The sequence below is a fragment of the Micromonospora sp. NPDC049580 genome (assembly GCF_040675595.1).
Classification (GTDB): Bacteria; Actinomycetota; Actinomycetes; order Mycobacteriales; family Micromonosporaceae; genus Micromonospora.
Genome location: NZ_JBFAPG010000030.1, coordinates 1 through 25,209, shown reverse-complemented (window position 1 = coordinate 25,209; position 25,209 = coordinate 1). Strand labels below are relative to the sequence as shown.

The following is a 25,209-nucleotide window of genomic DNA, read 5'->3' as shown; positions in this document are numbered from 1 at the left end:
GCTCGGTGGCCAGCCGTTCCGGGCCCGCCGCCGACGACCGGTCAGATCTTGGCGACCTGGTTGAAGTTGAGCTCCACCGGGGTCTCCCGGCCGAAGATCGACACCAGCACCTTGAGCTTCTGCTGGTCGGCGTTGATCTCGCTGATCGTGGCCGGCAGCGACGCGAACGCGCCGTCCGTGACGGTGACCGAGTCACCGACCTCGAAGTCGAGGACCTTGATCTCCGGCTTGGCCTTCTTCTGCTCGGTCTCGACGGCCGGCGCCAGCCACTTCAGCACCTCGTCGAGGGAGAGCGGCGCCGGCCGGTCGGCCCGGTCGGTCGCGCCCACGAAGCCGGTCACGCCCGGGGTGTTGCGGACACACGAGTAGGACTCGGCGGTCAGCTCCATCCGGACGAGGATGTAGCCCGGGAAGACCTTGGCCTGGATCTGCGAACGCTTACCGTTCTTGACCTCGATCTCTTCCCGGGTCGGCACCTCGACCTGGTAGATGAAGTCCTCCATGTCGAGGCTCGTGATCCGGGTCTCGAGGTTGGTCTTCACCTTGTTCTCGTAACCGGCGTACGAGTGCACCACGTACCAGTCACCCGGGGCGTAGCGCAGCTTCTGCCGCAGCTCGGCGACCGGGTCGTACTCCTCGTCCGGCGCAGGCTCGGTGGTGGGGAACTCCGGCTCGCTGGCGGCCTCAACCGACTCGTCACCAGCCGCCGTCGCGACCGTGGACTGCTCGTCCACCGGTCCGGCGGTCTCGTCGTACTCAGGCACGCTCGCTCACTTCCGTCACTATCGGCTGGAGACAGCCGGTCAGTCCGAGTTGCCGAAGACGAACAACACGACCTTGGCGAAGCCGTAGTCCAGCACGCCCACGATCGTCAGCATCACCGCGACGAACGTGACCACCACGGCGGTGTACGTCAGCAACTCCTTGCGGGTCGGCCAGATGACCTTACGCAGTTCGGCAACGACCTCGCGGAAAAACCGGGCGATGCGGCCGAACACGCCCACCCGACCGGTTTCCGGCCGCGTGGTCGGCCGGCTGTCCGCCGATTCAGCCCGGGCGCGGGACCGCGTCGCGGTGCCTCCCCGGGAGACCGGCTCGTCCGCGCCAGAGGCGTCGTCGTCGGCTACGTCGTCGACGATCTCGTCGTCCAGACGATCGTCGCCGGCGTCCTCGCCGCGCCGCTTGTTGTCGGCCACTTCGCCCTCCGTCGCGGAATCTCGGGTCGCACGCCGGGCGGCGTGCGCGGCGCTGGTCACGCCGGCCGGGCCAAACCGTCCCGCGACGGGCCGCGGCCGGTGGATCAACCGGGGGCCCCGAATGCCTCGGAACCACCCCGCCGATGCCACCACCACGGGCCGGACGCCGCCTTGTCGGCGGCGCGACCCACGGGAACGGTCAGGCCTGAGGCGCAGGGGTGACAGGACTTGAACCTGCAGCCTGCGGTTTTGGAGACCGCTGCTCTGCCAATTGAGCTACACCCCTGTGCGGCAACACTCGCCCCACGCGGTCACAGACGACCGTGCAGGGGTCACTTGCCCCACGGCGGACCAGTGTACGGGTAGGCACCCGACTTTCCCAACCGGTCTCCCCGCCACGCGTGGCGGACCCGATTCAGCGCGCGGTCCGGATGGTCGCCCGGGCCTGTGAGAGCACCTTCTCCCCCAGGCAGGTCGCGGTCACATCGAGCCGGGTGAGGCCGTCCTCGGTCACCTCACGGACCCGCGCGGTCACCTCGATCTCGGTCCCCTGGTCGTCGTCCGGGACCACCACCGGCCGGGTGAACCGCACCCCGTACTCGACCACCGCGTCGGGCGCCCCGGCCCACTCGGCGACCGCCCGACCGACCAGGGCCATCGTGAACATGCCGTGCGCGATCACCCCGGGAAGCCCCACCTTCGTGGCGACCCGGTCGCTCCAGTGGATCGGGTTGAAGTCACCCGAGGCGCCGGCGTAGCGGACCAGGTCCGCCCGGGTCACCCGGAACGTCTTGGCTGGCAGCTCCATCTCAGCCCTCCCCGCGGATCACGTACCGGGCCCAGACGGCGACCACCGGTTCCCCGGCGACGGTGCTCACGTCGGTGCGGGTGGTCAGGAATCCGTGCCCGCCCCGGCTGCTGACGTCCTCGATGGTGTTGGTGCAGACCAGCTCGTCGCCCGCGACCACCGGCCGGGTGTACGCGAACCGCTGATCGCCGTGCACCAGCCGGCTGTAGTCCACACCCAGGGCCGGGTCCTCGATGATCTGGCGGCTCGCCGCCATGGTGACGATCACCGGGAAGGTCGGCGGGGCGACCACGTCCGGGTGGCCCAGCGCCTGCGCCGCCACCGGGTCGTGGTGAGCCGCGTCGGTGGCGCCGATGGCCGTGGCGAACTCACGGATCTTTTCTCGGCCCACCTGGTAGGGGGCGGTCGGCGGATACGTCCGTCCGACGAAGGAAGGGTCCAGAGACATGCCGCGAACCTACACGGGAAGCACAATCGCCGATCTGGTCGGCAGGCAGCGGCTGAGCCGCGCCGTACCGGTCAGATCGGCGATTGGAAAGGCCTCGTCAATGGCCGGCGACTGCCAGCCAGAGATCAGCGGGTCTCGCGGTGAACCGTGTGCCGGCCGTCGCGCGGGCAGAACTTCTTCAGCTCGATGCGGTCGGGGTCGTTCCGGCGGTTCTTGCGCGTGATGTAGTTGCGCTCCTTGCACTCCACACACGCCAAAGTGATCTTCGGCCGGACATCGGTAGCCTTCGCCACGGCGGAGTGCCTTCCTCGCTAACGGAAACAACTACGACGCGTCAGCCTAGACGCTGACTGCGCGGACATGCAAAGTGGGCGCCAGTAGCGCCCATCTCCACGACCACCGGGAACGAGCCCGGAAGACGAGAGTAGCGGTGGCCGGACTTGAACCGGCGACACAGCGATTATGAGCCGCTTGCTCTGCCATCTGAGCTACACCGCCGCGGTGGGTCCAGCTGAACCCTCGAGCCCCCTTACGGAATCGAACCGTAGACCTTCTCCTTACCATGGAGACGCTCTGCCGACTGAGCTAAGGGGGCCTGCGCGATCTCCCCGTGGGGCGCGCAGAAGTAAGAGTACACGGCCCGGCTCGACAGGTGAAATCGGATCCCTGGTGATCGTCTACGCCCAGCTCAGGGCACGACACGCAGCCGCGGAAGCTCCCCACCGGAGATCGTTTCGGGGTCGACCTGAGCGCCGAACCAGGCCGCCAACCGCTCGTACGGCAGGGGTCGACTGAACAGGAAGCCCTGGCCGATCTCGCACCCGATGTCTTGAAGGAGCTCCAGGGTCAGCTCACTCTCCACGCCCTCGGCGACCACGGCCAGACCGAACTGCTGGGAGAGCGTCACCACCGCGTTGACGATCGCCAGGTCCCCCGGATCGGTCGCCATGCCCTGCACGAAGGACCGGTCCACCTTCACCTCGTGCACCGGCAGCCGGCGCAGGTGGGCGAGCGAGGAGTCACCGGTGCCGAAGTCGTCCACCGACAGCCGGACGCCGAGATCGCGGAGCCTGCGCAGCGTCGGGATCGGCCGGTCCGTGCCGTCCAGGACCCCCGACTCGGTGATCTCCAGGGTGAGGCGCTGCGCCGGCACGCCGTACTCGGTCAACAGCTCCTGCACCCGGTCCGGGAAGTGCTGGTCGGTGAGCGTACGGGCGGCGAGGTTCACCGCGATGGGCAGCGGCTGGTTGGCCTCGGCCCAGTCCCGGCTGCGCCGCAGACCCTCGCGGAGCACCACCTCGGTGAGCCGACTCAACTGGCCGGTGTGCGCGGCAACCGCCACGAAGTCCTCGGGAGCGACGGTGCCGTGCGTCGGGTGCTCCCACCGGGCCAGACACTCGACACCGAGCAGACGCCGGTCCCGCAAGGTCACCTTGGGCTGGAAGTAGACCTCCAGCTCGTTCTGGTCCAACGCCTGACGCAGGTCACCGGCGAGACCCAGCCGGCGCAACGACCGGGATTCCAGGCCCGGGTTGAACAACTGCACGCTGCCGGGCACCGATTTGGCGGCGTTCGCCGCCAGATCGACGCGGAGCAGCAGGGTCGCGGCATCGCTGCCATGATCTGGGTGTACGACGACCCCGACGGCGGTGTTCACGTCCAGGGTGAGCGCGTCGAAGACCATCTCGTCGCGGATCTGGTCGCGCAGCTGTTCGGCCAACTCCAGCGCGGCGTCGGCGTTCTCCAGACGCAGGGTCACCAGGAACTCGTCCCCACCGACGCGACCCACCAGGGCCGACGACGGCGCGCTGGCCCGCAGCCGGTTGGCGACCTCGACGAGCACCTTGTCCCCGGCGGCGTGGCCGAGGGACTCGTTGACCTGGCGCAATCCGTCGACGTCGAAGAGCAGCAACGCCACCACCTCACCCGGCGCGCCAACCTTGACCGACTCGTCCAGCGCTGCGGTGATGCGCCGCCGGTTGGGCAGCCGCGTCAGGGTGTCGTGGTAGGCGTCGTGCCGCAGGCGGTCGACAAGTCGCGAATTTTCGAGCGCCACAGAGGCGTGGGCGGCCACCGTCTCGAATACCGAGATATCGCGTTGGGTGAAGTACAGCGGGTCGGCGAGCCGGTTGGTGACCTCGAGTGTCCCAATCACCACACCACCTGAGCGGAGCGGAACGACCACTGTGTCCTTGACCCCCCGCTCGGCGAGGCTGGCCCTGAACTCGGGATCACTTGTCACGCCACGGCCGACAGTCACCGGGCGAGCGGTCTCCAACACCTTCTCCCGCAACGCCGACGGGGTCAGGGACAGATCCAGCAGGCCAGAATCCTCGACTCGCGCGGTGAGCAGAATCTCGGGGTGACGGCCCTGTGCGGGCAGCCAGAGGGTGGCGTACTCGGCCTGCATCAGCGCACGCACCCGGCCGAGCAGGGCGTCGACGAGGGTGCCGTCCTGGCCGCTGGCCGCGACCGCCATGCTCAGCTCGTACATGTCGGTGAGCGTGCGGTGCTGGCGAAAGAACTGGGTGTACGAGCGGTAGACCAGAGCGAGCCCGGCCGCCAGCGCGGCCAGGGGCACCAACGACCACCAGGACGCCTTGATCAGGATCAGGACGACCAGACCGGCGGCGACGTTGATGCCTGCGGTCAGGAGCAGTGACGGCGCCGCGCGGAGGGCTTCCCGGCCGGCCTGCCAGCCCTGCAACAGGGTGTGCACCGACATGACGGCGGTGAGACTCACCAGGAACACCACGCTGATCGCGCAGCAGAGACTCACCCACGTCGTCGGGCCGACACCCGACCTCGGCGGCAACGCCTGGAGGACGAGAGTGGCGAGCGACGTCCCGGCGGCGGCCCGCGCCACGTTGAACCACACCTTGGGCGCCGTGATCCGGTGTCGCAGTTGGGTGACCAGGGACGCGAGCGTGTAGATGACGACGACCGTCAGCGGCGGCAGGAAGTAGAGCGCCAAGACGAGCGGCAACTCGGTAAGCGTCATGGCCACCGACTGCCGGCGGGCGACCAGCACCAGCAGCGGCAGACCCGCGGCGATCATCGCCGCGAGAAGGAGCGCTGCCCAGTGCCAGTCGCCGAACGGCCGGTCGGAGACCAGACCGGTGAGGGTTGCGCAGGCGACAGCCAGAAGGATCAGCGGAGCGGTGATGATCCAGGCGTCTTCCGACGACCTGCGCCTCGACTGGTCCCGCGCGATCATTCCGCTCCCTGGCGGTGTGGCGTGTCCCTTGACAAGCGGTGGCCCGTCGGACAGGGGTCGTCAGACCCAGACGACGTCCGTGAGGTGCAAATCGGCGGGTACACCGTGGTTGGCGATGACCATGGTGGCGACGGCGGCAAGGATGAGGAGCGAGCCATACAGCCGGCCCAACCTACGACCAGACATAAGATTGCTCCTGTCGGAAGGTCTCGTGGGGTAGTGGAGGTTCCACGATCGTGCCACAGCACGGGCAACCAGAGAAGTGGTGGCCGCCCGACTGGCACCACCGTCTGTTACTTCCCGCCGTTCGGCCCACCGCCCTCGTCGCACTGGGCCAGATCACGAGCTTGCGAGACAGTTCACCGCTGCGCGCAGTGCTGAAAACGACCTTCAACGCAATCCGGGTCCACCTATAAGCACTCGACACATCCGGTTCGAACGTTACGCTCAGTAACATCGGCCTGTGCGACCCGAACGCGCGCCTTAAGTCCGGCCATCGACCACCATACCGGCTCCGCGCCATCTCGCCAGTACCTCGTCGGGTTCATTTCACATGGACGACGCCTCCTGCCGCCGCTCGACCATGAACAGCATAGATGCAGCTCACCTGCGCAATCCCATCGACCCCCAAAGATGCAAGTTGCGTGCGCCATCAGGCGTACGGGCGCTCAAGCCGGCGTGGCGGCGTCCTACCGCAGCAGTCGGAACGGGGCCCACATTTCGGCCTCCGGCACCCCGTGGGCCGCGAAGCACCCGCCTTGTTCCAGTGGCCCCAGCATGGAGACACCCCTCGACGTAGCTGCGTGGCGGGACCCGTCGCCATGGCGCTGGGGGCCACGTCCGGCAGTTGGGCCCAACCCTGTGGCAGCCGAGCAGGAGCAGAGCCTCCTTTGGGGCACCCCGGGTGCTCTACCCGGAGATGCACCTTGGGCATGGTGAGCCAACCAATGTGCTGGCCCGGGCAACCCCAACCCCAGCAGCCCGAGCCGGTTCGTCAGCAACATCGCAGCCACGACGCCGGTCGGCGGCGAGGCACCGGGAGGGTGACACGAGCCCTGTGCAGAGCCGGTCGTGCACATCAAGAGACAACGGCCTTCGGTTGCAGGCCGATCTGGAGCGGCATCCGTCAGGAGATCGCCTCCGGTTCCCGGAGCACGAGCATCCGCAGCAGACCTCACAGCGACATGATCGACATACCCACAACCAGTCGGTAACGGCTGGACGCGGCCGGACTCGGCCGGACAAACGACAACGGCCCCCGATCAGCATCTCTGCTGGTCAGGGGCCGTGTCTGCACCTGGTGGCGGGTAGAGGATTCGAACCTCTGTAGCTTTCGCGACGGATTTACAGGGCGTTAGCGATCTCGCCGCAGCCAGCGGAGGCGACCTGCCATTTCTCTGCTCCAAACCGGAGCTATCACGCTAGCCGCCCACCATGTGCCCACGCTCACGCCTTCGGCAGCAACAGCCCACTGGGAAGAGTCCCAGTAGGCCAATCGTCGAACGTAGCGGGCACCTCGATGAATGCCTTATCAAGCCGCACCTCTCCCCCACTGAACCCCGCCCCGGCAAAGGACACCTGCCCGCCATCGAACATCGCTCTGTCAAAGGAAACCCGTCCGCCACTGAACGTCGTCCCGGCGAAGGACACCCGTCCACCACTGAAGGTCGCCCCGCTGTAAACCATCTGCCCGTTGCTGAAGGTGGCGTCATCCAGGGATACCGCCCCGTCACTGAATATCGCCCTAAGGAAAGTTACCCGCGCGCCACTAAAGGTTGCCTCATCGAGTGACACCCGTCCGCCACTGAAAGTTGCCCTATCGAAGTTCAACGCCCCGGCGCTGAACGTCGCCCCGTCAAACGACAACTCCCCGTCACTGAACGTCGCCCTGACGAAGGATGTCCGTCCGCCATTCAAGATTGCGTCGTCAAAGGACACCCGACCGCCACTGAAAGTCGCATGCCCGAAGGAAACTATTCCGCCGCAAAGCCTCGCCCGGTCAAACAACACCTCACCGCCGCTGAACGTCGCCCTGGCGAAGGTCACCTCCCCGAGGTCGAACCTCGCCCCGACGAAGGACACTCGACCGCCACTGAACGTCGCGTTCGAGAAGTCGCCACCGTCGAATGTTACGCCAGTAAAGTCGAAGTCGAGGCCATACCATGATGTTGGATCGTCCGCGGCAAGAGATAAATGCCTGCCGATTAGTCGGATGACAGTATGGCGTACTTCCCGTTCCTCGTAGGCGTTCCGAATCGCCTCCGTATTAACGCCCGCTGCCTGATCGCCAGGATACGTCTGCGCCCCGTTCAATGTTGGTGGCGGCGGGGCGTAGGGCATTCGGAGATACGCGCAGATGACGTCAATGCAGGTTTGCCGTCCTTCCTGCCAATCATCTGCAAGACCGGTCATGGCGTAGACCCCGGCAAGCCGTATTGCCGCCTTATCCGATCCAAGCTCCTCGGACGCCTTGGCAAAGCGTTCATTGTAGAGGCGGACACCGTTACGCTCGGTTTCTATCTTGGCCCGTTCATCCGCTGCTAGAGCGAGAGCCTTGGTGACTTCGGCCCGCAGGTCAGCAGCATGTGCCAGTTGGTGAGCGAATTCCGCCAGCGCGTTTGTATGCTCCGCTACTCGCTGCCGCCGGTATGCGACCACCAATGCAGCAACGCCGCCCATGCCCGCTACGACGGCAAACACAAGCTTCAAGAGGTCGAACAGAGTCGCTGCTGTGACCGTTGCATCGCGCTTGATTCCAGGCCAGCCCGCGTACCAGAGCGCTGCAGCGATCAGGCCCCCAACGAGCAACACCGCCGCCACAACTGCCAGAGCAATTGACCGGCGAATACCCCAGAGCCGCAACTCCGGCACGTGACTACCGGTGACTGGAATCGAACCAACCTTGACACGGGCCTCGGGCCCGACTGCGTCCTTCGATGCGGACATCTCCACCCCCTCCTTCTACCGCATCCCGTCCACATGAGCCTCAGCAGGACGTCCGGGACCACTGCTTAGAAAGTCATCCGAGGGCGTCGCCGATCTTGTCGTTCATGGTGTCGTCGCCGCCGTCGATGCAGTTGGCGTAGACGCGGAGCAGGACGGCGACGCCGTGGCCCAGGCGCCGGGCTACTTCAGTCGGCGGGACGCCGGCATTCAGCCAGAGTGAGGCCGCCGCGTGCCGCAGGTCGTAGGGCCGGCGGACGAGCGGCGAGGCGACCTGCGATTCGGTCAGCGCCTTCTCGCGGGCGAGCTTCCACCAGCGGTCGTAGACCGACTCGGAGAGCGGCCCACCGTGCAGGCCCCGGAAGAACCGACCGTCCGGGCCAACCCCGTGATTCTCGACGTGCGCGCACAGCAGCTCGACTAGCCGAGGCGGGATCGGGACCGTACGAGTCTCAGCCCTCCCCCGGTGCTTGAGTCCGCGCCGCTCGTGTGAACCGCCATCATCGGTCCAGTGCGACCCGGCGCGCGGCGAGGTGCCGGCGAGCACCAGGCGGCCCCAGCGATATTCGATCTTCTCGTGGTCGCAGGACCGGGACGGCTTGACCGCGGCCAGGTCGTCGAAGTCGACCCCGCAATCGGCGCACCGGCCGGCAAGGTCGCAGTCCTCCCGCCGTAGGTCCGCAGCTTCCGAGGGACGCATGCCCGCGTAGTAGAGGCAGCCGAAGAACGCCGTGACCTTGTCGGCCCGTTTGCCGAGAGACTTCACCGCCTCCAACAGCGTGGCGACCTGGGCCGGATTCGCCACCACCCGCCGGTCGATGGACTGCGCGACCTCGGGGGCCGTCCACTGCACCTTGTCGACCGGGTTGGAGTCGATCAGCTCCAGCTCGACGGCGTACCCGAGCACGTTGTAGAACGTGGCCCGCTTCCGCTGGACGGTGGAGGCAGCCGCGGGCTTGCCGTCGAGGCGTACGCAGAGGCTGTCGAGGACTCGGCGGACCATCGCGGGTGAGTCCAGCTCGACGACCGGCAGGGACGCGGTTTCCAGCCAGGCCAGCGCCGCCGCGTGCTCGGCGGGGATCTCGTCGGACCAGCGGCGGGGGTTGAGGCCGTAGAGGTACAGCGCCTCACGGAGCAGGGCATCAGCCGGCCGGCCGCGCTTGGCCGGGCGGGTCAGGGTCACCGTGATGGAGGTCAGCGCCTCGACAATCGATCGCCGGGTCTTGGCCGCCGCCCGGGGCCACTTCATCTCGACGTACGCGCGGCTGTGCGCGTACCAGGTGGTGGGGTTCTTGGTTCTGGCCTCGGAGACCGGGCGGCCGGTGGCCGGGTCGAAGGGCTCCCCCGCGTTGGCCGCCTGGACCAGCTCCGCGCGGAACGAGTGCGCCAGGGCTTTGGTACGGAACATGTCCTCGAAGCGTTGGCCGCTCACCGCCCAACGGACCCGCCACGGCCGAGCCTTCCGGTCAGCGCGCTTACCGATCTCCCAGATCTGGACCTCGTAGCTCTTCACGCGGCGTCCTGCTCCAGGTCACCGAGCCACCGACCGAGCGCCGACCGGCGAACCCGAAGCTGCCCGTTCGGGAGCTTGATGACCCGTGGTCCCTTGCCGGTCTGCCGCCAGTAGAACCAGGTCGAGCGCGGTACGCGCAGCTCGGCGAGCACTTCCGCCACGGTCAACAACTCCTCGTTCACTGCGTCTCCTCCCCGTCGTGCTGTGCGCTGTGCTGAGTTGCCGAAAGATCTGAGGAGCCCTGCGCGGCCCGGTCCTTGGCGGCGAGCAGTTCGGACCGCCAGCGGGCGCGTTCGCTGATCGACCGCATGAGCCGGTGGGTCATCGGGCCGACGTCGGGGTCGTCGGGTCGGGCGAGTTCCCAGGCGTGCCGGACCCGTTCGGTGGTGGCGCCCTGGTCGTCGACGAGCTGCGTGCCGTCGGTGGTGACGCCGAGCAGTGCCCGGACCCAGGCCCGCGCGTCGTGTTTGTGGTCGGCGAGGGTCTTTCCGGACCAGTCGCGGGAGATGAGGATGCGCCGGCCGCCGATGCCGAGGGTGTCGCGCTGGTGGACCTTGCCCTTGCAGCGGCCGGGCTTGAGCTTGGCGTGCGCCTTCTTGGGCTGGACGCCGTAGAGCAGCCAGTTGGCACAGCGGTCGGTGCACGGCGTCAGCTGGAGTTGCTGCCAGAGCCGGTCGAGGTGCTTGCGTTGCCGGTCGGTGGTCGCTTTGTGGCAGTCGCCGGTGTGCTTGGTGATGTACTTCGTGACGTACCGGATGGTCCGTTCGGCGTCCTCGGTGCCGGGCATGACGCCGCGGGCGTCGACCTGGGCGCCGAAGCGGACGACGTGCACCGGTTCCGCGTCCGGGTCGTCGTCGATGATGTTGAGTGCTTCCGTCCAGGTGGTCAGCGGCTCGCGGGTGTCCGGGTCTACCCATGCCGTCGCCTGCTCGTCCCAGATCGGGAGCCGGTCGAGGGTGTAGCGCTGGACCTCGACCGAGGGCCACCACACCTGGTGGTAGGTCGCCGCCGCCACGGTGCGGAGCACGTCCCGAGGGATGGTGCCCCGGATGGCGAAGTGGGCGTGCGGGGCTAGACGGCGTTGCGGCTCGACGCAGCCGGCGTACTGGACGTTCCAGCCCTCGCAGCGGCGCAGGTTCTGCCAGAACCGGTCTAGTAGCCGGGGGAAGTGCACGGCATCCCAGGCTGCACGGCGGTAGTCGTACCTTGCCGGGTTGATCGGGGTGCCGTCGGGGCGGACCGGGCCGTACGAGTCGAGGGTGAGGGTGAGCCACATCGACGGTTGGTAGGTGGAGCCGTCCGGGGCCGTGTAGGTCCTGCCGACGGTGCGCCGTTCGACCTTGCGTCGGGGCAGCTCGGGAGCGTCCTGGCGTCGTTTAGTGGAGCGCTTGCGCCGTGGGCCGGACTCGTCGTCCTGGTCCTCGTCGTCGGTGGCGTGCGGTGGTCCGACGCGCCCGCGTAGGCCCTCAGCGGCGATGGCTTCCTCTACCTCGCGGATTGCCTCGTCGAGGTCGGTCACCTGGTCCCACTGGGCAGCGCGTACGGCCTCGTCGCGGGAGAACTCCAGGTGTGCACGGAACAGGATCAGTGACTTCTGCGCCTCGGTCGCGGGTTCCGGGCTGGGTAGCGGCTCGTCGTCGCGGTGCCAACCCTCGCGGATCTGGGCTTGCCGTAGCCGGCGGTTTTTCTTGGCGCAGGGCGGGCACTTGTCCTCGCGGGTGGCGCCGCAGGGCAGGTCGATTACTTCGGTCAGGCCGGTGTCGAGGTCGGTGCGGCGCATGGCGAGCGGGCGGACGCAGACGCCGTACTCGATGGCGATGTCCTTGAGGACGTCGATCGAGCGGGGTAGCGCCATGCGGGCCGCCCGCGAGCCCGGCCGAGGAGCGACCGGGGTTGGGGCGGGTTCGAGGCCGGGCAGGGTCGGTGCCGTCATCGGATGATCCCGACGACCTGGGGCCGGTTGGGGTGGACGACGCGGACCGGAGGTAGCACCGCGGCTGATGCCGGCGGCATCACCGGAGCCGGCGGCGCGAGTTCGACCGGCTGCGGCTCGTCGTACCAATCGTCCTGCGGCTGATCGGGTTCGGGTGCCGGCGGGGTGGCGGGTCCGCTGGACAGGACGACCTTGACCAGGGCGAGGAAGGCCAGCGACGGCACCGCCGCGACGATCCAGCCCCAGACGGACGGTTCGGCTTCGGCGACCTGGGCGGCGAGGGAGAGCAGCGCGAACGCGATCAGGAGGACGCCGACCAGGCCGACGGGTCGACCACTTCGGCGGCGGGCGCGGATTTCCAGGCCGAGGTAGATGGCCATCAGCTCGACCGCTACGGCGTTGGCCCAGCCGATCCAGTCGGGTTGGCCGTGGGCGACGGTCAGGTCGTGGACGTGGGTGAAGGCGGCGGCGCCGGCCATAGTGCCGATGGCGAGCAGGATCAGCACCCGGACGCCGGATTCGGCGCGTTCGCGGATCATCGGCCGCTGCCGTTGTCGCGGATGGTGAGGGTGATGGAGATCTGTTGGCCGTTGAGGTCGCGGCGGCGGTTGACCATGTGCGCCAGGCCGTGCAGGGCCCCAGCGAGCCGGTCCGGGGAGCCGTTGAGTTCGATGTGCAGTGGCTTGAGGCGGTGGGTGCCGAGAAAGAAGCTCTTGAGAGACATCGGTTACCTCCGGGCCGGGGCGACGCGGGTACGGATGTGGTCGGGTGGCTCGCCGAGGGAGGCCACCGCTTCGGAGAGGCAGCGCCACAGCGCCCACGCCTCGTCGGGGGTCAGGTACATGCGGCGCCGACCGCCACCGACGGCCAGATAGACCGGGTACGGATCGGGCCGAGCGGGGTCGACGCGGACGGACACGGCCGTGCTGGTGGCACCGTCGCTGCCGGGCGCGCGGAGGCGGTAGAAGGTTCGGCCGTCGGTCGGGGCGGTCACCGCGGCTCACCCCCGTCGGTGTCCCGGTCGAGGATGTTCAGCAGCGAGTCGGGTAGCAGTGGTCCACGACGCTGCCGGGGCAGGGGTAGCCGGGTCGGTTCGGTGGCAGTTTCCCGGCCGACCTGGGCGAGGATGTCCGCCGCGTCAGCCGGGGCCGGGTACTCGGCAGCCAGCTCCCGAATGTGGTCGTCGGAGATGTAGGAGAAGCGGACCCGGGCCGGCTCGGGGATGCCGTCGAGGATCACGTAGCCGACGCCCTTGGCCCAGCGCGGCATCTGGTCGGCGAGGGCACCCCGGTTGCGGGCACCGTCGCCCAACACGAGATCGACCTGAGCGGCCTCGGTCAGGCCGAGCGCGATCCGGGTCGGGAACAGGTCCCGGAACGGCAGCACCTCCTTGCGAGGGTCCTGCAACGCGGCCACCACCAGGACGCCGACGCCGGCACCCTGCGACAGCAGCAACCCGAGGGACCCGGCGATGCGCTTACGCAGGTCGACGTCCTGGAGGTACGCGGTCAGTGCCGCCATCTCGTCGATGACGACCACGACCAAGGGGTCAGCCAGGGTCGGAGTGTGCACCCGCACGGCACCGGCAAGCCGGGTCTGCCGCTCCCGCATGACCGTCACGGCCTCGTCGAGTAGGTCGGCCATGGCCTCGAACGACTTGCAGGCGAACCGGGCGAACAGCGGCCGGCCCATGGCGAACTCCATGCCGCCCTTGGGGTCGATCACCCAGAGCCGGACCAGCCCGGAGGAGATCCCGCCGGCCAGGACGCGGACCAGCGACCACAGGACCGAGCCCTTACCGGAGCGGGTGGCACCGCCGATGAGGACGTGCGTGGCAAGCAGGTGGAGACACCAGTGCCGCAGGTCTTCCCGTCGCGCCAGGGGTAGAGCGGTGAAGTCGGGCACCGACGGGACGTCGAACGGGTCGACCAGGGTGCGCAACGCATCCGTGCGGACCACCACCAGGTAGACCACCGACGGCCGGTCCCGGAACCGCAGCCGGTCCACCGCGCCCAGGACCAGCGCCCAGTAGCCCGACCGGATCGGCGGGTCATCGGGACGCTCGGAGTAGACCCGGGCGTGCCGCCGGCCGAACGCGTACGCGAGGTTCGCCGTCGCCTTTTGGAACTCCTCCGGTGTCTGGCCGCGGACCATGCGGATGGTCAGCACGTCGAGCGCCTGATCCGAGCGGACCCGCAGCAGCTCCGGCAGGACCGTTCGGTGGTCGTACACCTTGGCCAGCCCGCACAGCGTCATTGCCTCGCGCCAGGCCCGCCGGTAGACGAAGAGCTGACGGAACCGGCCAAGGATCGGGCCGGCGCACCAGGTCCACCAGGACGACTCGTGCCGCCAGCGCCACAGCGCCGACACGGCAGCGGCCAGGACCACGGGCACGATCACGCCGGTCCGGCCGAACTCGCGGAAAAGGCTCGCCCCGGCCACGACCAGGCCGACGGCGACCGGGTGGCGAAGGCACCACCACAGGCCCCGCCACATCCACCGCAGTACCAGGCCGAGCGCGATCAGCCAGACCGGCAGTTCCAGCCGGCGCGGCCGGATCACCATCAGGTCCCCAGCGGTGGTCATCACGACCTCGCCACGCGGCCGGCGAATCATCGGGCACCCGCCACTGTGGGCCGCCGCAGGACGGCAGGCATACGCTTGGACATGTCACTACCTCTCTCAACAGAGCAGGGGAAAGAGACAGAGGGCGGGGCTGCCGTCCGCCAAGACCTGCCAGCCCCGCCCCCACCAGATGCAGCTACTGCGCCGCCTTCGTCGCCACGCCCGCCGGGGCACGCATCCCGGTCGCCCGCAGCGAATACGCCATCCGACCGTTGTTGCCCACGTACGGCGTGACCGTCATGCCGTCGAACTCCACCGCCTCGAACAGGCCACCCGTCGGCGGCACCGGCTGGTAGTCCGCCGAGATCTTCACCGTCGTCTCCCGCGACCGCTTCCCCAGCTCCGGATCCAGGTCCATCACCCGGACCTGCCACACCCGCTGGCCGGTCAGCTTGTCCTTCGCCGGGCTACGCCGACCGGTCTTCTCGTCGTAGTCCTCGACCTCGCCCAGAGACTCGGGCACCAACGCGCACCCCGCCGGGAACACGTCCTCACACCGCACCGCGAACCTCGTGCCGCCTCGCAGAGCCATCGCTCAACCTCCAACTTGTTAACTTGTCTGCCAAGTTGCATCCAAGGTAGACGGCACTTGGCAGACAAGTCAACAACAAGCCGCCGAGTTGGGCCGACAACACCATCCGGCACCAAGGGCCCAGCCCAGAGGATCGACAGAGACCACGCCAGCGAGTTAGGGCGTGGACACGGGAAGACAAGCTGTTCGACGGCTGGCGGCATGCTCTTGCTCCCACTACTTGGAGCGAGCGCGGCCCCTAGCGGCAGCTGTGCAGGGAACAGTGCCAGTCGCTGTGGTCGGAGCCACATAGGAGCAACGCAGCTCGAAGACTCCACTGCTCGCGCCCGCCAAGCGACGCCTGATGGGTGAGCATGCATGAGAACAAGCACGCAAACTTGTTTGCAAACTTCTCTAGGTCCGCGCGCACACGCCCACGGCCTTGCTAGCTAGCAAGCTTGCTAGCTAGCAAGCCGTAACGGCCACCTGCCGTCTGGCCGAAGAGTCACCAGCCTTGTCAGCCGATCGGGCGCCTGCGATGTCGCCACGCTTGCTGCCAACGAAGGTCTGCTGAATACTGCAACTGCTGTACGCAACGCTGCAACGACCACTGCAAGCAACACTGTAAATATTGCTGTAGCTGTTACTGCAAGGATTACAGTCGCTGATACTGCAACTGTGGCAGAGTGACGAGCAGCGCCGAGTGCTATACGCTTGGTTTTAGAAGTTGGGAAGCGTTGAACGTTCAACGCACCCACGCTCAGGAGTCTGCGTTCACGTAGTTGAGTGGGCGCAGAGAAAAGGGGCCCCCGCTGCGCCGGTAAGCTAACGCGGGAGCCCCACCTGGGGGCCGGGTCACCTACTAGGTGGCCTGGCCTCCAGACCCATCCCTGAAGTGAGTGGTCAGCGAAACCACGGCGATGCCCAACCTGACTACCCAGGTCAGAGCCTTAACGCCGTACTGCCGCAGCCAACCACGCCTCCTGCGGTTTCGGCCTCGCACCTGCCGAGGCTTGGACCGCTTCCGGGATCGAGCCATGCTCCACCACCTCACGCGAACTCGGTCTGATCGCCATTCTTGATCTTGGCGATTCAACGGTTTTGCGTCGCTCGGGCAGCCGATTATGACTCGCGATAATCATAGACACATCGGCGCCAGAAATTGCAACCGGACCCAGCGGAAGATTCGACTCTAAGACTATTCAGCCCGGAGCACGCAGAGTGCCTAATACAACAGGCGCAGGCGGTCGTCAAGCACCGACACGGTGCGGGCTTAGAGTCCACAGACAATGCATCGCCTCCCGCTTGAACTCCCCTCTGGCGGGTACCGGAGCAGTTGTGGCAGAGCAGATGGAACGGCGTTCGGTCGACGAGGCACACTCGCGGCCGGCCGGGGTGGACGACACGACCGTGGAGGCTCTCGGCGAGTTGAGCAAGGCGCTGGAGACGATCCATCGGGTGCGAGGGCACCTCTACTCGGTGCACCAGCTCGTCGGCGGCGCGGATCTCACTCTTGACCGGGTCGTGAAGCTGCTCCGCGAGGCGGGGCACGACGAGGTGGCCGACCGGGTCGAGAGCGAGCTGTTGGGACGCAACGTGCTACCCGGCCGGTGGACGTTCCAGATCGTGGAGGAGTTCGACGATGGCTATTACGCCGCGTTCCAGGAGATCGAGCGGGACGCGCGCGAGAAGCTAGCCGGCGGTCGGCGGCACATCTTCGAGGCGGAGATGAAGGAGCGGCGGCGAACCCACGGGATGCCGGGGCACGAGGCTACGCCGTAGCGCTACCAGTGAAGCCGTTCGGGATCATCGAGGCCAGGGCGTTGGCTCGGGCCTCGATGATCCTCATCCGTCCCTTGTACTCGGCCGGTTCCCGATGCGCGGCCTGGCTGGTGACCTGACCGGCCCACTTGCGGTAGAGCAGGCCGTACTCCCGGGTGAAGTAGCCCGCTGCGACCGCGTTGGCGGCGAGCAGGAGGCCGGTGTCCTCGGAGGCCGGCAAAGCCATCCAGCCGCCCAGGGCGAAGACGAGATCTCGCCGCAGGCACAGGGTCGCCGGGTGCACCGATGCCCGGTAGTCGTTGGCCTTCCAAAACGTCAGGACCGAACCGCGGTCGATGACCCCGCCGGCCGGGTCCTTGTCCCATCCGGCGGTCGACCCGTCGGGCAGCAGGTCGAGTACCCGCGAGGTGGTCCAGCCGATCTGCGGATGCACGTCGAAGGCGGCGATGTCCCGGGCGAGCGCGCCGGGGGTCAACTGGTCGTCGGCGTCCAAGACCTTGATGAGTTGCCCGGAGACTCGGGAAAGAGCGAGGGTACGGGCAACACCAGGCCCACCGGGGCGGCCGGTGCCGAGACTGATCCGGGGATCGTCAGGCAGCGCGTCGACCAGGGCGTCGGTCTGCCCGTCCTCCTGGACGAGCCATTCCCAGTCCCAGCCATCAGGCATCTCTTGCTTGGCCAACGACTCGTAGGCGCCAGTCAGGTACTCGATGCTGGGCGCGTGGACCGGGGTGATGACCGAGACGAGCTGCGTCAAGTTTTCCACCGCTGGAGTTTGTGGGAGTAGACAAGCTCGGTGCGGTCGCCCGGCATCACCACGTCGGCGACCTCAACGACCCGGCCGGTGGTGTCGATCGAGGTCTTCCGCACGGTGAGCACGGAGACGCCCGGGTCGATGTCCAACAACTCGGCCTCATCCGGCGACGGCGGACGGGCGCGGATCTCGTCGTCAATCCGGTCCAACTCGACGCCCAGCGTGTAGAGCTGATGCTGCGTACCGCCCGGCCACGGCTCCTTGCCCGCGTCGAGCAGGTCCGGGTTCGCGGCCACCAAGTCGTACGGCAGGTAGGAGTACGACACGGTCAGCGGCGCGTTCTCGTGCCGAGACGACGTCCAGTAGACCCTGCGCAGCAGCGAAGTGCCCAGCTCGACCTGCAAGGCCGCCGCCATCTCCGCATCCGCCTCCACCCGGGAGTACTCAGCGTGGAACTTCAGGTCGTTGACGGTCAGGCCGGTGTCGTGCTCGGTGGCGCCAGTCTTCAGCCGCTCGTCCTCGTCGAGCAGGACGCGATCCTTCTCCCACTGGTACCGCTCGGTGTTGCGACGGCGCACCCGCTGGCGCGGTGCCCGCACGTAGGTGCCGCGCCCCTGCTCCGCACGGACCAGGCCCCATTCCCGGAGCTGCCGGATGGCGTTGCGGACGCTCGTGCGCGACAGGCCCGAGGTGTCGGCCAACTCGGTCTCACTCGGCATCAGAGTTCCGGGGGCAAGTTCGCCGCTCACGATCTTCGCCCGCAACTCCTCCGCGAGTTGCAGGTAGCGAGGGCGCCAGTCCCGGCCATGCACACCGGTCACCGTACCCCCTAGACGTTCCAACGTCTGCCAGGTGGTCCCGCCGGCGGGCCGCTCAGGAACCGGCGGTACGGCTACCGCTGCTCGTGGTGGCCGCGCAGGGCGCAGGCCAGGAGGACGAGGAACGGCTGAGCCCCGACGGGTATTGGCGTTCACCGCGTCTCTCCGGCCCGCTCGCCGCCTTCTGCCGGTGTCAGCATCTCCAGCTGGGCGTATATCAGCTCGTCGATGAGCCGGTCCACCTGCGCGGGCGACAGAAGTACGGTCTGCGTCGCGCCGTATCGGGTCGCATCGAGCTTCACGGCCAGGTCCCGGCGGGCGAACCGGTCGACGATCAGTTGGACGGTGACCCAGCCGGTCCGCTCCCGTCCGATGGTGGAGAGAAGCCCGCGGTGCATCGGGTCGTTCGGTCCGCAGCCCCGACACCAGACCGGGCACACGAACGGCGCGATCGACGACTGCGACGGTTTCTCTGGGCTGGCGGCGCCCTCACTCATCGCCGGCCCCCTGCTGCCCGGTGGCCTGCGCCAGCGATCCGCGAAGTTGCTCGACCAGTTGGGCTGCCTGCGGCAAGGACAACTCGGCCCAGGCGTTCCCGGCCCGGCAGGTCACGTGAACGCCAACCATCGGAACACCCAGAGCCTCACTGCTGATGAGGTACGTGACGACGAGTCCGCCCGCCCGGCTGTCGCCGGCTCGCTGCATTGGGCCGCGATGACGGCGGGCCATATGCGTCATGACCGGCGGCACCAGATAGCCGCAGCGGTCCGGGACGCACCAGTCCGGGTGGCTCGTGACGGCCGCCGGCTTGTTCGTACGACTCATCGCGGCCACCGCCCGCCGTTGCCTCGGTAAAGCTGGGCCCGCGTCATCAGCGGTGCATACCTAAGCGCAGGCAATTCACGGGTGGTGCCCGTCGACCACCTTGGCGAGATGGTCGTAGAAGCCGCGAGGGGACTCGATGGAACGTTGCCGCTGGCAGCCTGGGCAGATAGGCGTCTCCGAGACCACCAGGACGAGAGCCAATGGTGTCGACGATGGGAGCCGGACATCGCACCTCCACGGGTAGGCGGGGACCGGTGGCCAGCCACGGGGGAATGCAGCCGGCCACCGGCCCGGATGAAGGCACGGCGCACCGTCCGACGCCGGACGGGTCGGGTATCGCCGAGCCAACTTGTACGCGCGGCTACCGCAACCGGTCCGACAGGACGCCGCGCATCAGATGCGACCAGGGTCAGCGCGAGACCACCCCTGACACGAGCCGTCACCCCAGCCGCACACCAGGAAACGTATCTACAAGTGGACGAGTTGTCTAGGTGTCGAAACAGATCACTTGGTTGGCACTTGGTAAGACAAGTGCCAGGTACGGTGAGCAGGTGCCCACCCCGCACTACGGACAGCCCCGCTACCGCGCCATCGCCGACGAGTTGAGAGAGCGCATCGAGAGCGGCGTCATTGCACGCGGAGCCCTCCTGCCGGCTGAGAGCGCACTCACCGCCGAATTTGAGGCAGCGCGCGGCACGGTTCGTCAGGCAATAGCCGAGTTACGAGACGCAGGTTTGGTGGCCACCGAACACGGCCGCGGCACTTATGCAACCCTCCGCCGCCACGAGCGCAGGTTCGACGAGGGTTCCGAGATGGAGACGCAACAGCGCCGAGTCGCCGCCGACGCGGAGCTTGCAGCCCTCTTTGCTGTAGAGGTGGGCGCGGCCCTGATCGAACAACAGAGCCTCGCTCGAACGAACGGAGCCGTTCGAGCGGTCTGCAGGACCTACCGACTGCCCACGGCAGACGAATAAAGCAGTTCGCACCTCCGCTAGATCCTCGAAGCGGCCCGAGACGGGCCGCCGTGCCGCCGCTTGGGCACGCGTCCGTCGCTTCGCTGGCGCTCCCGACTCCGGCCCACGCAACACGCCCGGCCACTGGCGCGGAAGGCGGGTAGCCGGGGCCGCCGCATGACGACAGCAGCGCTGATCGGTGGGGTGGCTGGCAGCCGGCCGGGCTGCGCGGCCAAGAGCCCGCACGGCGTAGCGGAGCGCACGCCGGCCGGGTCGGAGAGCTAGCGGGTACGGCGTTGCGGTTACTGGCGCCTCCGGCGGGGGCGCTCCCGGCTCCAGGATGACCGGGAGACCGTCGGCGGATCACGGTCCGTGGTTCGTCGCGGTAGGCCATCCCGCCCGTCGCCATCGACCCGGGCGAGCCGAGCAGACCACCTCCCGACCCGCCAGCGTCCGTACGAGCCGTTAAGGTCCCATTTGACGTGGCGGGCCGGGGCGGCTGCCCGCGCTCCCTAGGAGGGCGGTCGATGGCGTATGGGAGGGCGAGGGCGCTGAACCCTCGCCTTCGCCCCAACCAGCAACCTTTACGGTCGCTTGAAAGTCATGACAACCTCGCTACGCATGCGTTGGTTGAGGTCGCCATCACCGCCAGTCGGCGGTGGCAAATACCTACGATTCGGCGGTAACTCCCGCTCCATTCTGCTTGCGAGCGTAAGACCGGCTGCGCTGGCGGCAAGTTCTACGGCCTTGTCATTCCGCAGGAATACGCCTTTGAGGCTGGAGTTACCGACCACGAAGAGGGCTTGCCCCCCAGGCTTTAAGGTGCGAGCGATAGCCGCCCCCAAATCCCTTGTATCTCGCACGTAGCGGCGCACCATCCCCAGAAGTCGTGGGGGAAGATCGTCGATCTGCCCCATCTCATGCATCGTGTCGGCGAGGAATTGATCGCAGGCCCGCAGCGACCGCTCGGCGCCTACCTCAGCACCGCGAATCTCTCGTAGTTGCTTCATGGTGTACCCAAACCAGACCAGCGACATACGATGCCCTCGGAGGTAGTCAATGGCATTCAAATAGGGAGGAGAGGTGATAACGGCATCCACCGTGCCGGCAGCTACTTTGGGCTTCCGGGCGTCGCCCAGTCGGACCGTCGCTCGCCTGCGCGGTGGTTCCGACTCCAATCGCCTCGCGATCGTCTCCGCTGCTCGCTCAAAGCCCGAAATTACGTCGAAATTCGACGACTGGTAACTAATATGAGGGCGACTGTGAGACACATCGCGTGCAAGCGACGCGCCTTTGTCTTTGGTTATGATGATTCGACTAAAGGCGACGCGGCACAAGTCCCAGCTCGGCCCACGCCGGCCATGTAAGACATGGGCTAACGCACGAAGAGCCAAGCGCTGGGGCTTCCCGAACCAGCGTTCGGTAAATTCTCCGGTCTCGATGTCGTCGTCGATCCAGGGGAGTTGGAGGTCTTGGTTTACCAGCACTTGTGCATTCCTCGCCACCTCCTCATACCTGCGTCGAAAGAGACATGAATCTACCGGCGTGGTCCACGCCTTGGAGATGAGCACGGCGAGCGGATCCATGTCAATCCCAATGGCCTGGTGCCCGCTATCGATTGCTGCTCGAATGGTGGTTCCGGAACCCACCATTGGATCAAGAACCAAGGCTTCCTGCGGGAGTGCACGACAAAACTCGATCGCAATCTCAGGTGCCATCCGAGCCGGGAAAGGGTGAATCGGCGGCGGCAGTAAGTGGTTCACGTACCTACCTCTTCTCGTCATCAGCAGGTACTGTCTGTCGGTACTGATTCACAAGCTCATCATCGAAGAGGTCCAGGGATTCCCTGATCTCGCGGTACAAGCTAGCGGGTGTAGCGTTTAGAGCCACAACCCTGTCGTCCGTGAATACGGACCTCGGCGCCAGCGCTTGAAGGCCTCGAACAAGGGCGTCGATCTCATCCGCTCGCAAGTCATGACCCTCAGCAGCGAGATACGCACCAAGGGCATCCTTGCTCGTAACCCTCTTTTGTTCGCTGTAGCGGACAATGCAATCAACCAGCGTGGCTACCGGAGGCCTGGGAACCCTGGCCGCTCTACTGCGGGCTTCTACCCAAGCCCGCGTTTGTGAAGGGGTTCGCTCGTCGAACAACGTACGTAGGTCGTGAGGATTTAGTCCTTGAAGTGCAAACAACTCCACTAGAGTGGCAAGGTCTTGCACCGTAATGGCCGTAATGGCGTCGTTGACACAAACGTCATTGATCAGCCCCTCTTCGTCTTGTCCTCCTTGGAAGCCAGGAGCAACTAGAAGCGTAAAGGCGGGCTCGACTGGGAGTTCGTGTTTGGCTGACGCCCTTTGCCGGTGGACTTTGAGAATAGAGGTTCTTGCAGTATCAGCACGTATTTTGCCGGGCGACGATTCGGCGCGAAGCCGCTTGCCATCCTCGCCGTAGAGCGGCTTGCCGTCCTCATCTTTCAATAGTTGGCCGACGGCATTGGCGGTCGATTTGGCGTCGTAAGTGAAGGCATAGCTGTCGGTCATCGGCTCCTTGCGTAGCCCGAGCCGAGCGGTCGCTACTCCATCTGTACCGTGTCCCGACCCGCCCAGCCTGAGTACGTCATAACCCAAGAGTTCCAGCGCGTCAGCGACGGCATCCTCAAGGGCGTTTTCATCGTTGCTGGCGTCTCTAAGCGCTTGAGCAATGATGTGGGCCGAATGAGGATAGCGCTGTGTTATTGCCCTGAGGAAGCTGTCGCGCCGTCGCATCACTCGTGCGACCACATCCGGCGCCACGTTCTCGTCCAGCAGATAGGCTTGCGTCAGGATTTCTGTCAGTCCTAGCAGCTTGAGGGGCTCTGCCACCCGCTTACTGTCAATGTAATTAACGACGAACGGGTGCCCCTGATTCAAGACCGCAGCGCGTCGCTTGGGGTCATAAACCATGATTCCCTCGTGCGAATCGAGCCGCTCAAGGACGACTTTATCCACCAGGTCCATGCCATCCTGCAGCGCATTTTCTACTTCCGGCAAATCTTCATCGCCAAGACCTAGGGCTTCCCGGATCGACGGGTCGCCGTCAGCAGCTCTTTGCAGCATTCGCCTGAGCGGACCTTGACTCAAGGCCGGCGGAGGATCAGCAAGTCGACCATTCTTAGACAGGGCGCCCATTTTGTCCCCGGTATCCTGTTCCTTGGATACCCCCCGGGCCTTGTTGAATATCGCTAGAAGGTAGTTTTTAAGTTCAGTGAGCGCTAAGGATTCGCGGAGACTTTCGCGGGCGCTAGCGACTTGGTCATCAAGGTCGTCCGCGTTTACTTCCATGTTGAACCGCGTTAGAGTTCCATGCCTCAGTTCCGGTCCGAGCGAAAAGTCTTCGTCGTCAAGGTTGATTAGGCGGCCGCGGACCCGGACAAAGAAGCCATGGCTGCGCCCTAACCCTCCACTCTTGCCTCGCAGCAACGGCTTCTCGTAGAGGTGGGCTTGGCCCCATACCAATCCGGCATGCGGCAACTTGATCGCGGGAACAAGCTTCTCCACCTTTTCCAAACGGCTATGGTGCGCGCCATCCGGGCCTTCGGTCTCGACAAGGGTGAGTTCTTCCTGCTTAATCGTCGTCGGAGTGCCCGGTCCCCACGGAGATTCGCGATTCTTAACCAGCTGATCCTCGTTGACGCCCACGGTGAATACCCAACTCGTTGCCCCACTTGCCTTCGACGGCGGCTGCGGGGCATCGTTCATCCAAAGGTTGAAGCCGGGGTTCAGAGGCAGCGCCGTGCGTAGCACCCAGCGAAGCCGACCGACTTCTATTCCGTTCTGGGCAACAGGCTTGAGGGATGTGAGAATCGCAGCGGTCCAGCTGGGAGCGTCCTTCGCTGCGTCATCCGCGTCGAAGAGAGTGGCAACCGCTCGGCACTGGCGCCCTGGCGCGAAAGGCGTTAGGGCGCGGTGAAGAGACTCAAGAGCTTGTGCGCGGCTTAGTTCGACGACTTCAAGAGCAAGCTGAATGCCGGAAAGTAGTTCGGTGTTACCTGTTACGCGTCCATAATCCATGGTGACCGCTAGGTACTTGCCGTCCCTATGAGTGAGATACGTAAGGTTATCGGCAAGTACATAAGTCGCCAGCTTGCCAATGCCAAACTTCCCGACAGGGCGAGGGCGGTTTTTGGGCGGTTCGACTTCACGTTTCCGTGAGTCGCCAATTCGCCAAAGATCCTTCAGCCCATTAATATCCATGCTCTCACCATCGTCGACAACGACGATGGTGGCACCGTCGGCGGCGAGATCCGACGAAAGGTAAACCCAAACCGTCTCGGCGCCGGCATCGTACGAGTTCGTCACTAGCTCTTCGAAGGTCTTATTCGGGGAACTGTAAAGACCTTCGGAAAAACGTTCGATAATGCCGTAAGAGATGTGCACCGGGACTGTGTCGACAATCGAACCCTCAGACGCGAAGTCGGCGACATGGACGCTCCCTGCGTCGACCTCGGCCGCAGTCCCTTCTACATCTACCCGCTGGCTGGGGGGGCGCGGTTCGCCGGCTCGTGCTGTTGTGGGGTCGTCAGTCGAAGCGCTGGCAGTGGCAACATCGTCGGTCAAGGCTAGATCCTCCCCGTTGGCGATGGATCATCCGTGAATCAAGGTCGATACCTAGCCCTGCAAGTACCATGCCGCGCACGCGTGCGCTACCCTACCGCGCCAAAGCCGACAGAAGGGTCCGGTCTGGCCCTTGGACCCACCTCGCTCGTCGATGGCGGGATGAGAGTTTGTAAGCGAAGCGCTTTGCTCCCTCTTGCAGCCCTCACGATGCTGCCGAATTGCTCTGTTTTGGATCAAGGCGCCGCGCTCCGCACGGCGCGGGCGGTGAGCCGGCCGGCGGCAAGCCG

At 66.3% G+C, this 25,209-nt stretch carries 23 protein-coding genes and 3 tRNA genes; 2 read left to right on the top strand and 24 right to left on the bottom strand.

Annotated features, from left to right (window positions below; translation table 11 throughout):
- Positions 1-41: 41 nt before the first annotated feature.
- The 18 genes from nusG to AB0J68_RS04825 all read right to left on the bottom strand — a co-directional run bounded on the left by nusG (position 42) and on the right by AB0J68_RS04825 (position 15,215).
- Entirely contained in the window at positions 42-764 is a 723-nt protein-coding gene (gene nusG / locus AB0J68_RS04910; RefSeq protein WP_354854322.1) for a transcription termination/antitermination protein NusG, read from the bottom strand.
- A 39-nt stretch (positions 765-803) separates the two neighbouring features.
- Positions 804-1,196, bottom strand: coding sequence for a preprotein translocase subunit SecE (gene secE / locus AB0J68_RS04905; RefSeq protein ID WP_355135909.1), 393 nt, complete (start codon positions 1,194-1,196; stop codon positions 804-806).
- A 213-nt stretch (positions 1,197-1,409) separates the two neighbouring features.
- Positions 1,410-1,482 (bottom strand) — tRNA-Trp (locus tag AB0J68_RS04900).
- 129 nt (positions 1,483-1,611) lie between these two features.
- Positions 1,612-2,004, bottom strand: a complete 393-nt coding sequence (locus AB0J68_RS04895; protein WP_355067655.1) for a MaoC family dehydratase — start codon at positions 2,002-2,004, stop codon at positions 1,612-1,614.
- Position 2,005: 1 nt separating this feature from the next.
- Positions 2,006-2,452: a MaoC family dehydratase N-terminal domain-containing protein gene (locus AB0J68_RS04890; RefSeq protein ID WP_355067657.1), complete on the bottom strand. Its 447-nt coding sequence runs from the start codon at positions 2,450-2,452 to the stop codon at positions 2,006-2,008.
- A gap of 125 nt (positions 2,453-2,577) precedes the next feature.
- Positions 2,578-2,745, bottom strand: coding sequence for a 50S ribosomal protein L33 (gene rpmG, locus AB0J68_RS04885; RefSeq protein ID WP_007073056.1), 168 nt, complete (start codon positions 2,743-2,745; stop codon positions 2,578-2,580).
- A gap of 132 nt (positions 2,746-2,877) precedes the next feature.
- Positions 2,878-2,950 (bottom strand) — tRNA-Met (locus tag AB0J68_RS04880).
- Between the two features lie 24 nt (positions 2,951-2,974).
- A tRNA-Thr gene (locus tag AB0J68_RS04875) sits at positions 2,975-3,047 on the bottom strand.
- A 93-nt stretch (positions 3,048-3,140) separates the two neighbouring features.
- Positions 3,141-5,669, bottom strand: coding sequence for a bifunctional diguanylate cyclase/phosphodiesterase (locus AB0J68_RS04870; RefSeq protein ID WP_354854328.1), 2,529 nt, complete (start codon positions 5,667-5,669; stop codon positions 3,141-3,143).
- A 1,446-nt stretch (positions 5,670-7,115) separates the two neighbouring features.
- Positions 7,116-8,615, bottom strand: a complete 1,500-nt coding sequence (locus AB0J68_RS04865) for a hypothetical protein (RefSeq protein WP_363936206.1) — start codon at positions 8,613-8,615, stop codon at positions 7,116-7,118.
- Between the two features lie 73 nt (positions 8,616-8,688).
- The gene (locus tag AB0J68_RS04860) at positions 8,689-10,125 is read right to left on the bottom strand and encodes a tyrosine-type recombinase/integrase (RefSeq protein ID WP_363936203.1); all 1,437 of its coding nucleotides are present in this window, start codon (positions 10,123-10,125) and stop codon (positions 8,689-8,691) included.
- On the bottom strand, positions 10,122-10,307 hold the full coding sequence (locus AB0J68_RS04855) for a helix-turn-helix domain-containing protein (protein WP_363936201.1): 186 nt from the start codon (positions 10,305-10,307) through the stop codon (positions 10,122-10,124). The genes AB0J68_RS04860 and AB0J68_RS04855 overlap by 4 nt, the downstream gene beginning before the upstream one ends.
- Positions 10,304-12,058 (bottom strand): replication initiator, encoded by a 1,755-nt coding sequence (locus AB0J68_RS04850; RefSeq protein ID WP_363936198.1) that lies wholly within the window; start codon positions 12,056-12,058, stop codon positions 10,304-10,306. Before AB0J68_RS04850 ends, AB0J68_RS04855 begins: the two co-directional genes overlap by 4 nt.
- Complete coding sequence (locus AB0J68_RS04845; protein WP_363936196.1) at positions 12,055-12,597, bottom strand: DUF2637 domain-containing protein; 543 nt, start codon at positions 12,595-12,597, stop codon at positions 12,055-12,057. Before AB0J68_RS04845 ends, AB0J68_RS04850 begins: the two co-directional genes overlap by 4 nt.
- Complete coding sequence (locus tag AB0J68_RS04840) at positions 12,594-12,782, bottom strand: hypothetical protein (protein WP_210923555.1); 189 nt, start codon at positions 12,780-12,782, stop codon at positions 12,594-12,596. Before AB0J68_RS04840 ends, AB0J68_RS04845 begins: the two co-directional genes overlap by 4 nt.
- 3 nt (positions 12,783-12,785) lie before the next feature.
- Positions 12,786-13,052: a hypothetical protein gene (locus tag AB0J68_RS04835; protein ID WP_363936194.1), complete on the bottom strand. Its 267-nt coding sequence runs from the start codon at positions 13,050-13,052 to the stop codon at positions 12,786-12,788.
- A complete protein-coding gene (locus tag AB0J68_RS04830; RefSeq protein ID WP_363936191.1) occupies positions 13,049-14,644 on the bottom strand; it encodes an FtsK/SpoIIIE domain-containing protein in 1,596 nt (531 codons plus the stop codon). Before AB0J68_RS04830 ends, AB0J68_RS04835 begins: the two co-directional genes overlap by 4 nt.
- Before the next feature lie 175 nt (positions 14,645-14,819).
- The gene (locus AB0J68_RS04825) at positions 14,820-15,215 is read right to left on the bottom strand and encodes a transcriptional regulator (protein ID WP_091402451.1); all 396 of its coding nucleotides are present in this window, start codon (positions 15,213-15,215) and stop codon (positions 14,820-14,822) included.
- A 1,329-nt stretch (positions 15,216-16,544) separates the two neighbouring features.
- Here AB0J68_RS04825 and AB0J68_RS04820 point away from each other — a divergent pair.
- Positions 16,545-16,976, top strand: a complete 432-nt coding sequence (locus AB0J68_RS04820) for a hypothetical protein (RefSeq protein ID WP_363936209.1) — start codon at positions 16,545-16,547, stop codon at positions 16,974-16,976.
- On the opposite strand, the gene AB0J68_RS04815 is transcribed toward AB0J68_RS04820, so the two are convergent.
- From AB0J68_RS04815 to AB0J68_RS04800, 4 genes are all read right to left on the bottom strand, one after another.
- Positions 16,966-17,742, bottom strand: a complete 777-nt coding sequence (locus tag AB0J68_RS04815; RefSeq protein WP_363936189.1) for a glycosyltransferase — start codon at positions 17,740-17,742, stop codon at positions 16,966-16,968. The two genes, AB0J68_RS04820 and AB0J68_RS04815, sit on opposite strands and share 11 nt — an antisense overlap.
- On the bottom strand, positions 17,730-18,551 hold the full coding sequence (locus tag AB0J68_RS04810) for a GntR family transcriptional regulator (RefSeq protein WP_363936186.1): 822 nt from the start codon (positions 18,549-18,551) through the stop codon (positions 17,730-17,732). Before AB0J68_RS04810 ends, AB0J68_RS04815 begins: the two co-directional genes overlap by 13 nt.
- A gap of 149 nt (positions 18,552-18,700) precedes the next feature.
- Entirely contained in the window at positions 18,701-19,045 is a 345-nt protein-coding gene (locus AB0J68_RS04805; RefSeq protein WP_363936183.1) for a precorrin-4 C11-methyltransferase, read from the bottom strand.
- On the bottom strand, positions 19,038-19,373 hold the full coding sequence (locus AB0J68_RS04800) for a hypothetical protein (RefSeq protein WP_363936180.1): 336 nt from the start codon (positions 19,371-19,373) through the stop codon (positions 19,038-19,040). The genes AB0J68_RS04805 and AB0J68_RS04800 overlap by 8 nt, the downstream gene beginning before the upstream one ends.
- 551 nt (positions 19,374-19,924) lie before the next feature.
- Between AB0J68_RS04800 and AB0J68_RS04795 the strand changes: the two genes are divergently transcribed.
- On the top strand, positions 19,925-20,347 hold the full coding sequence (locus AB0J68_RS04795; protein WP_363936179.1) for a GntR family transcriptional regulator: 423 nt from the start codon (positions 19,925-19,927) through the stop codon (positions 20,345-20,347).
- 563 nt (positions 20,348-20,910) lie between these two features.
- On the opposite strand, the gene AB0J68_RS04790 is transcribed toward AB0J68_RS04795, so the two are convergent.
- Positions 20,911-22,089 carry a DNA methyltransferase gene (locus AB0J68_RS04790; protein ID WP_363936176.1) on the bottom strand — a complete coding sequence of 393 codons (1,179 nt, stop codon included), beginning with the start codon at positions 22,087-22,089 and terminating at the stop codon, positions 20,911-20,913.
- A gap of 4 nt (positions 22,090-22,093) precedes the next feature.
- Positions 22,094-24,922 (bottom strand): ATP-binding protein, encoded by a 2,829-nt coding sequence (locus AB0J68_RS04785; protein ID WP_363936173.1) that lies wholly within the window; start codon positions 24,920-24,922, stop codon positions 22,094-22,096.
- Positions 24,923-25,209 lie beyond the last annotated feature (287 nt).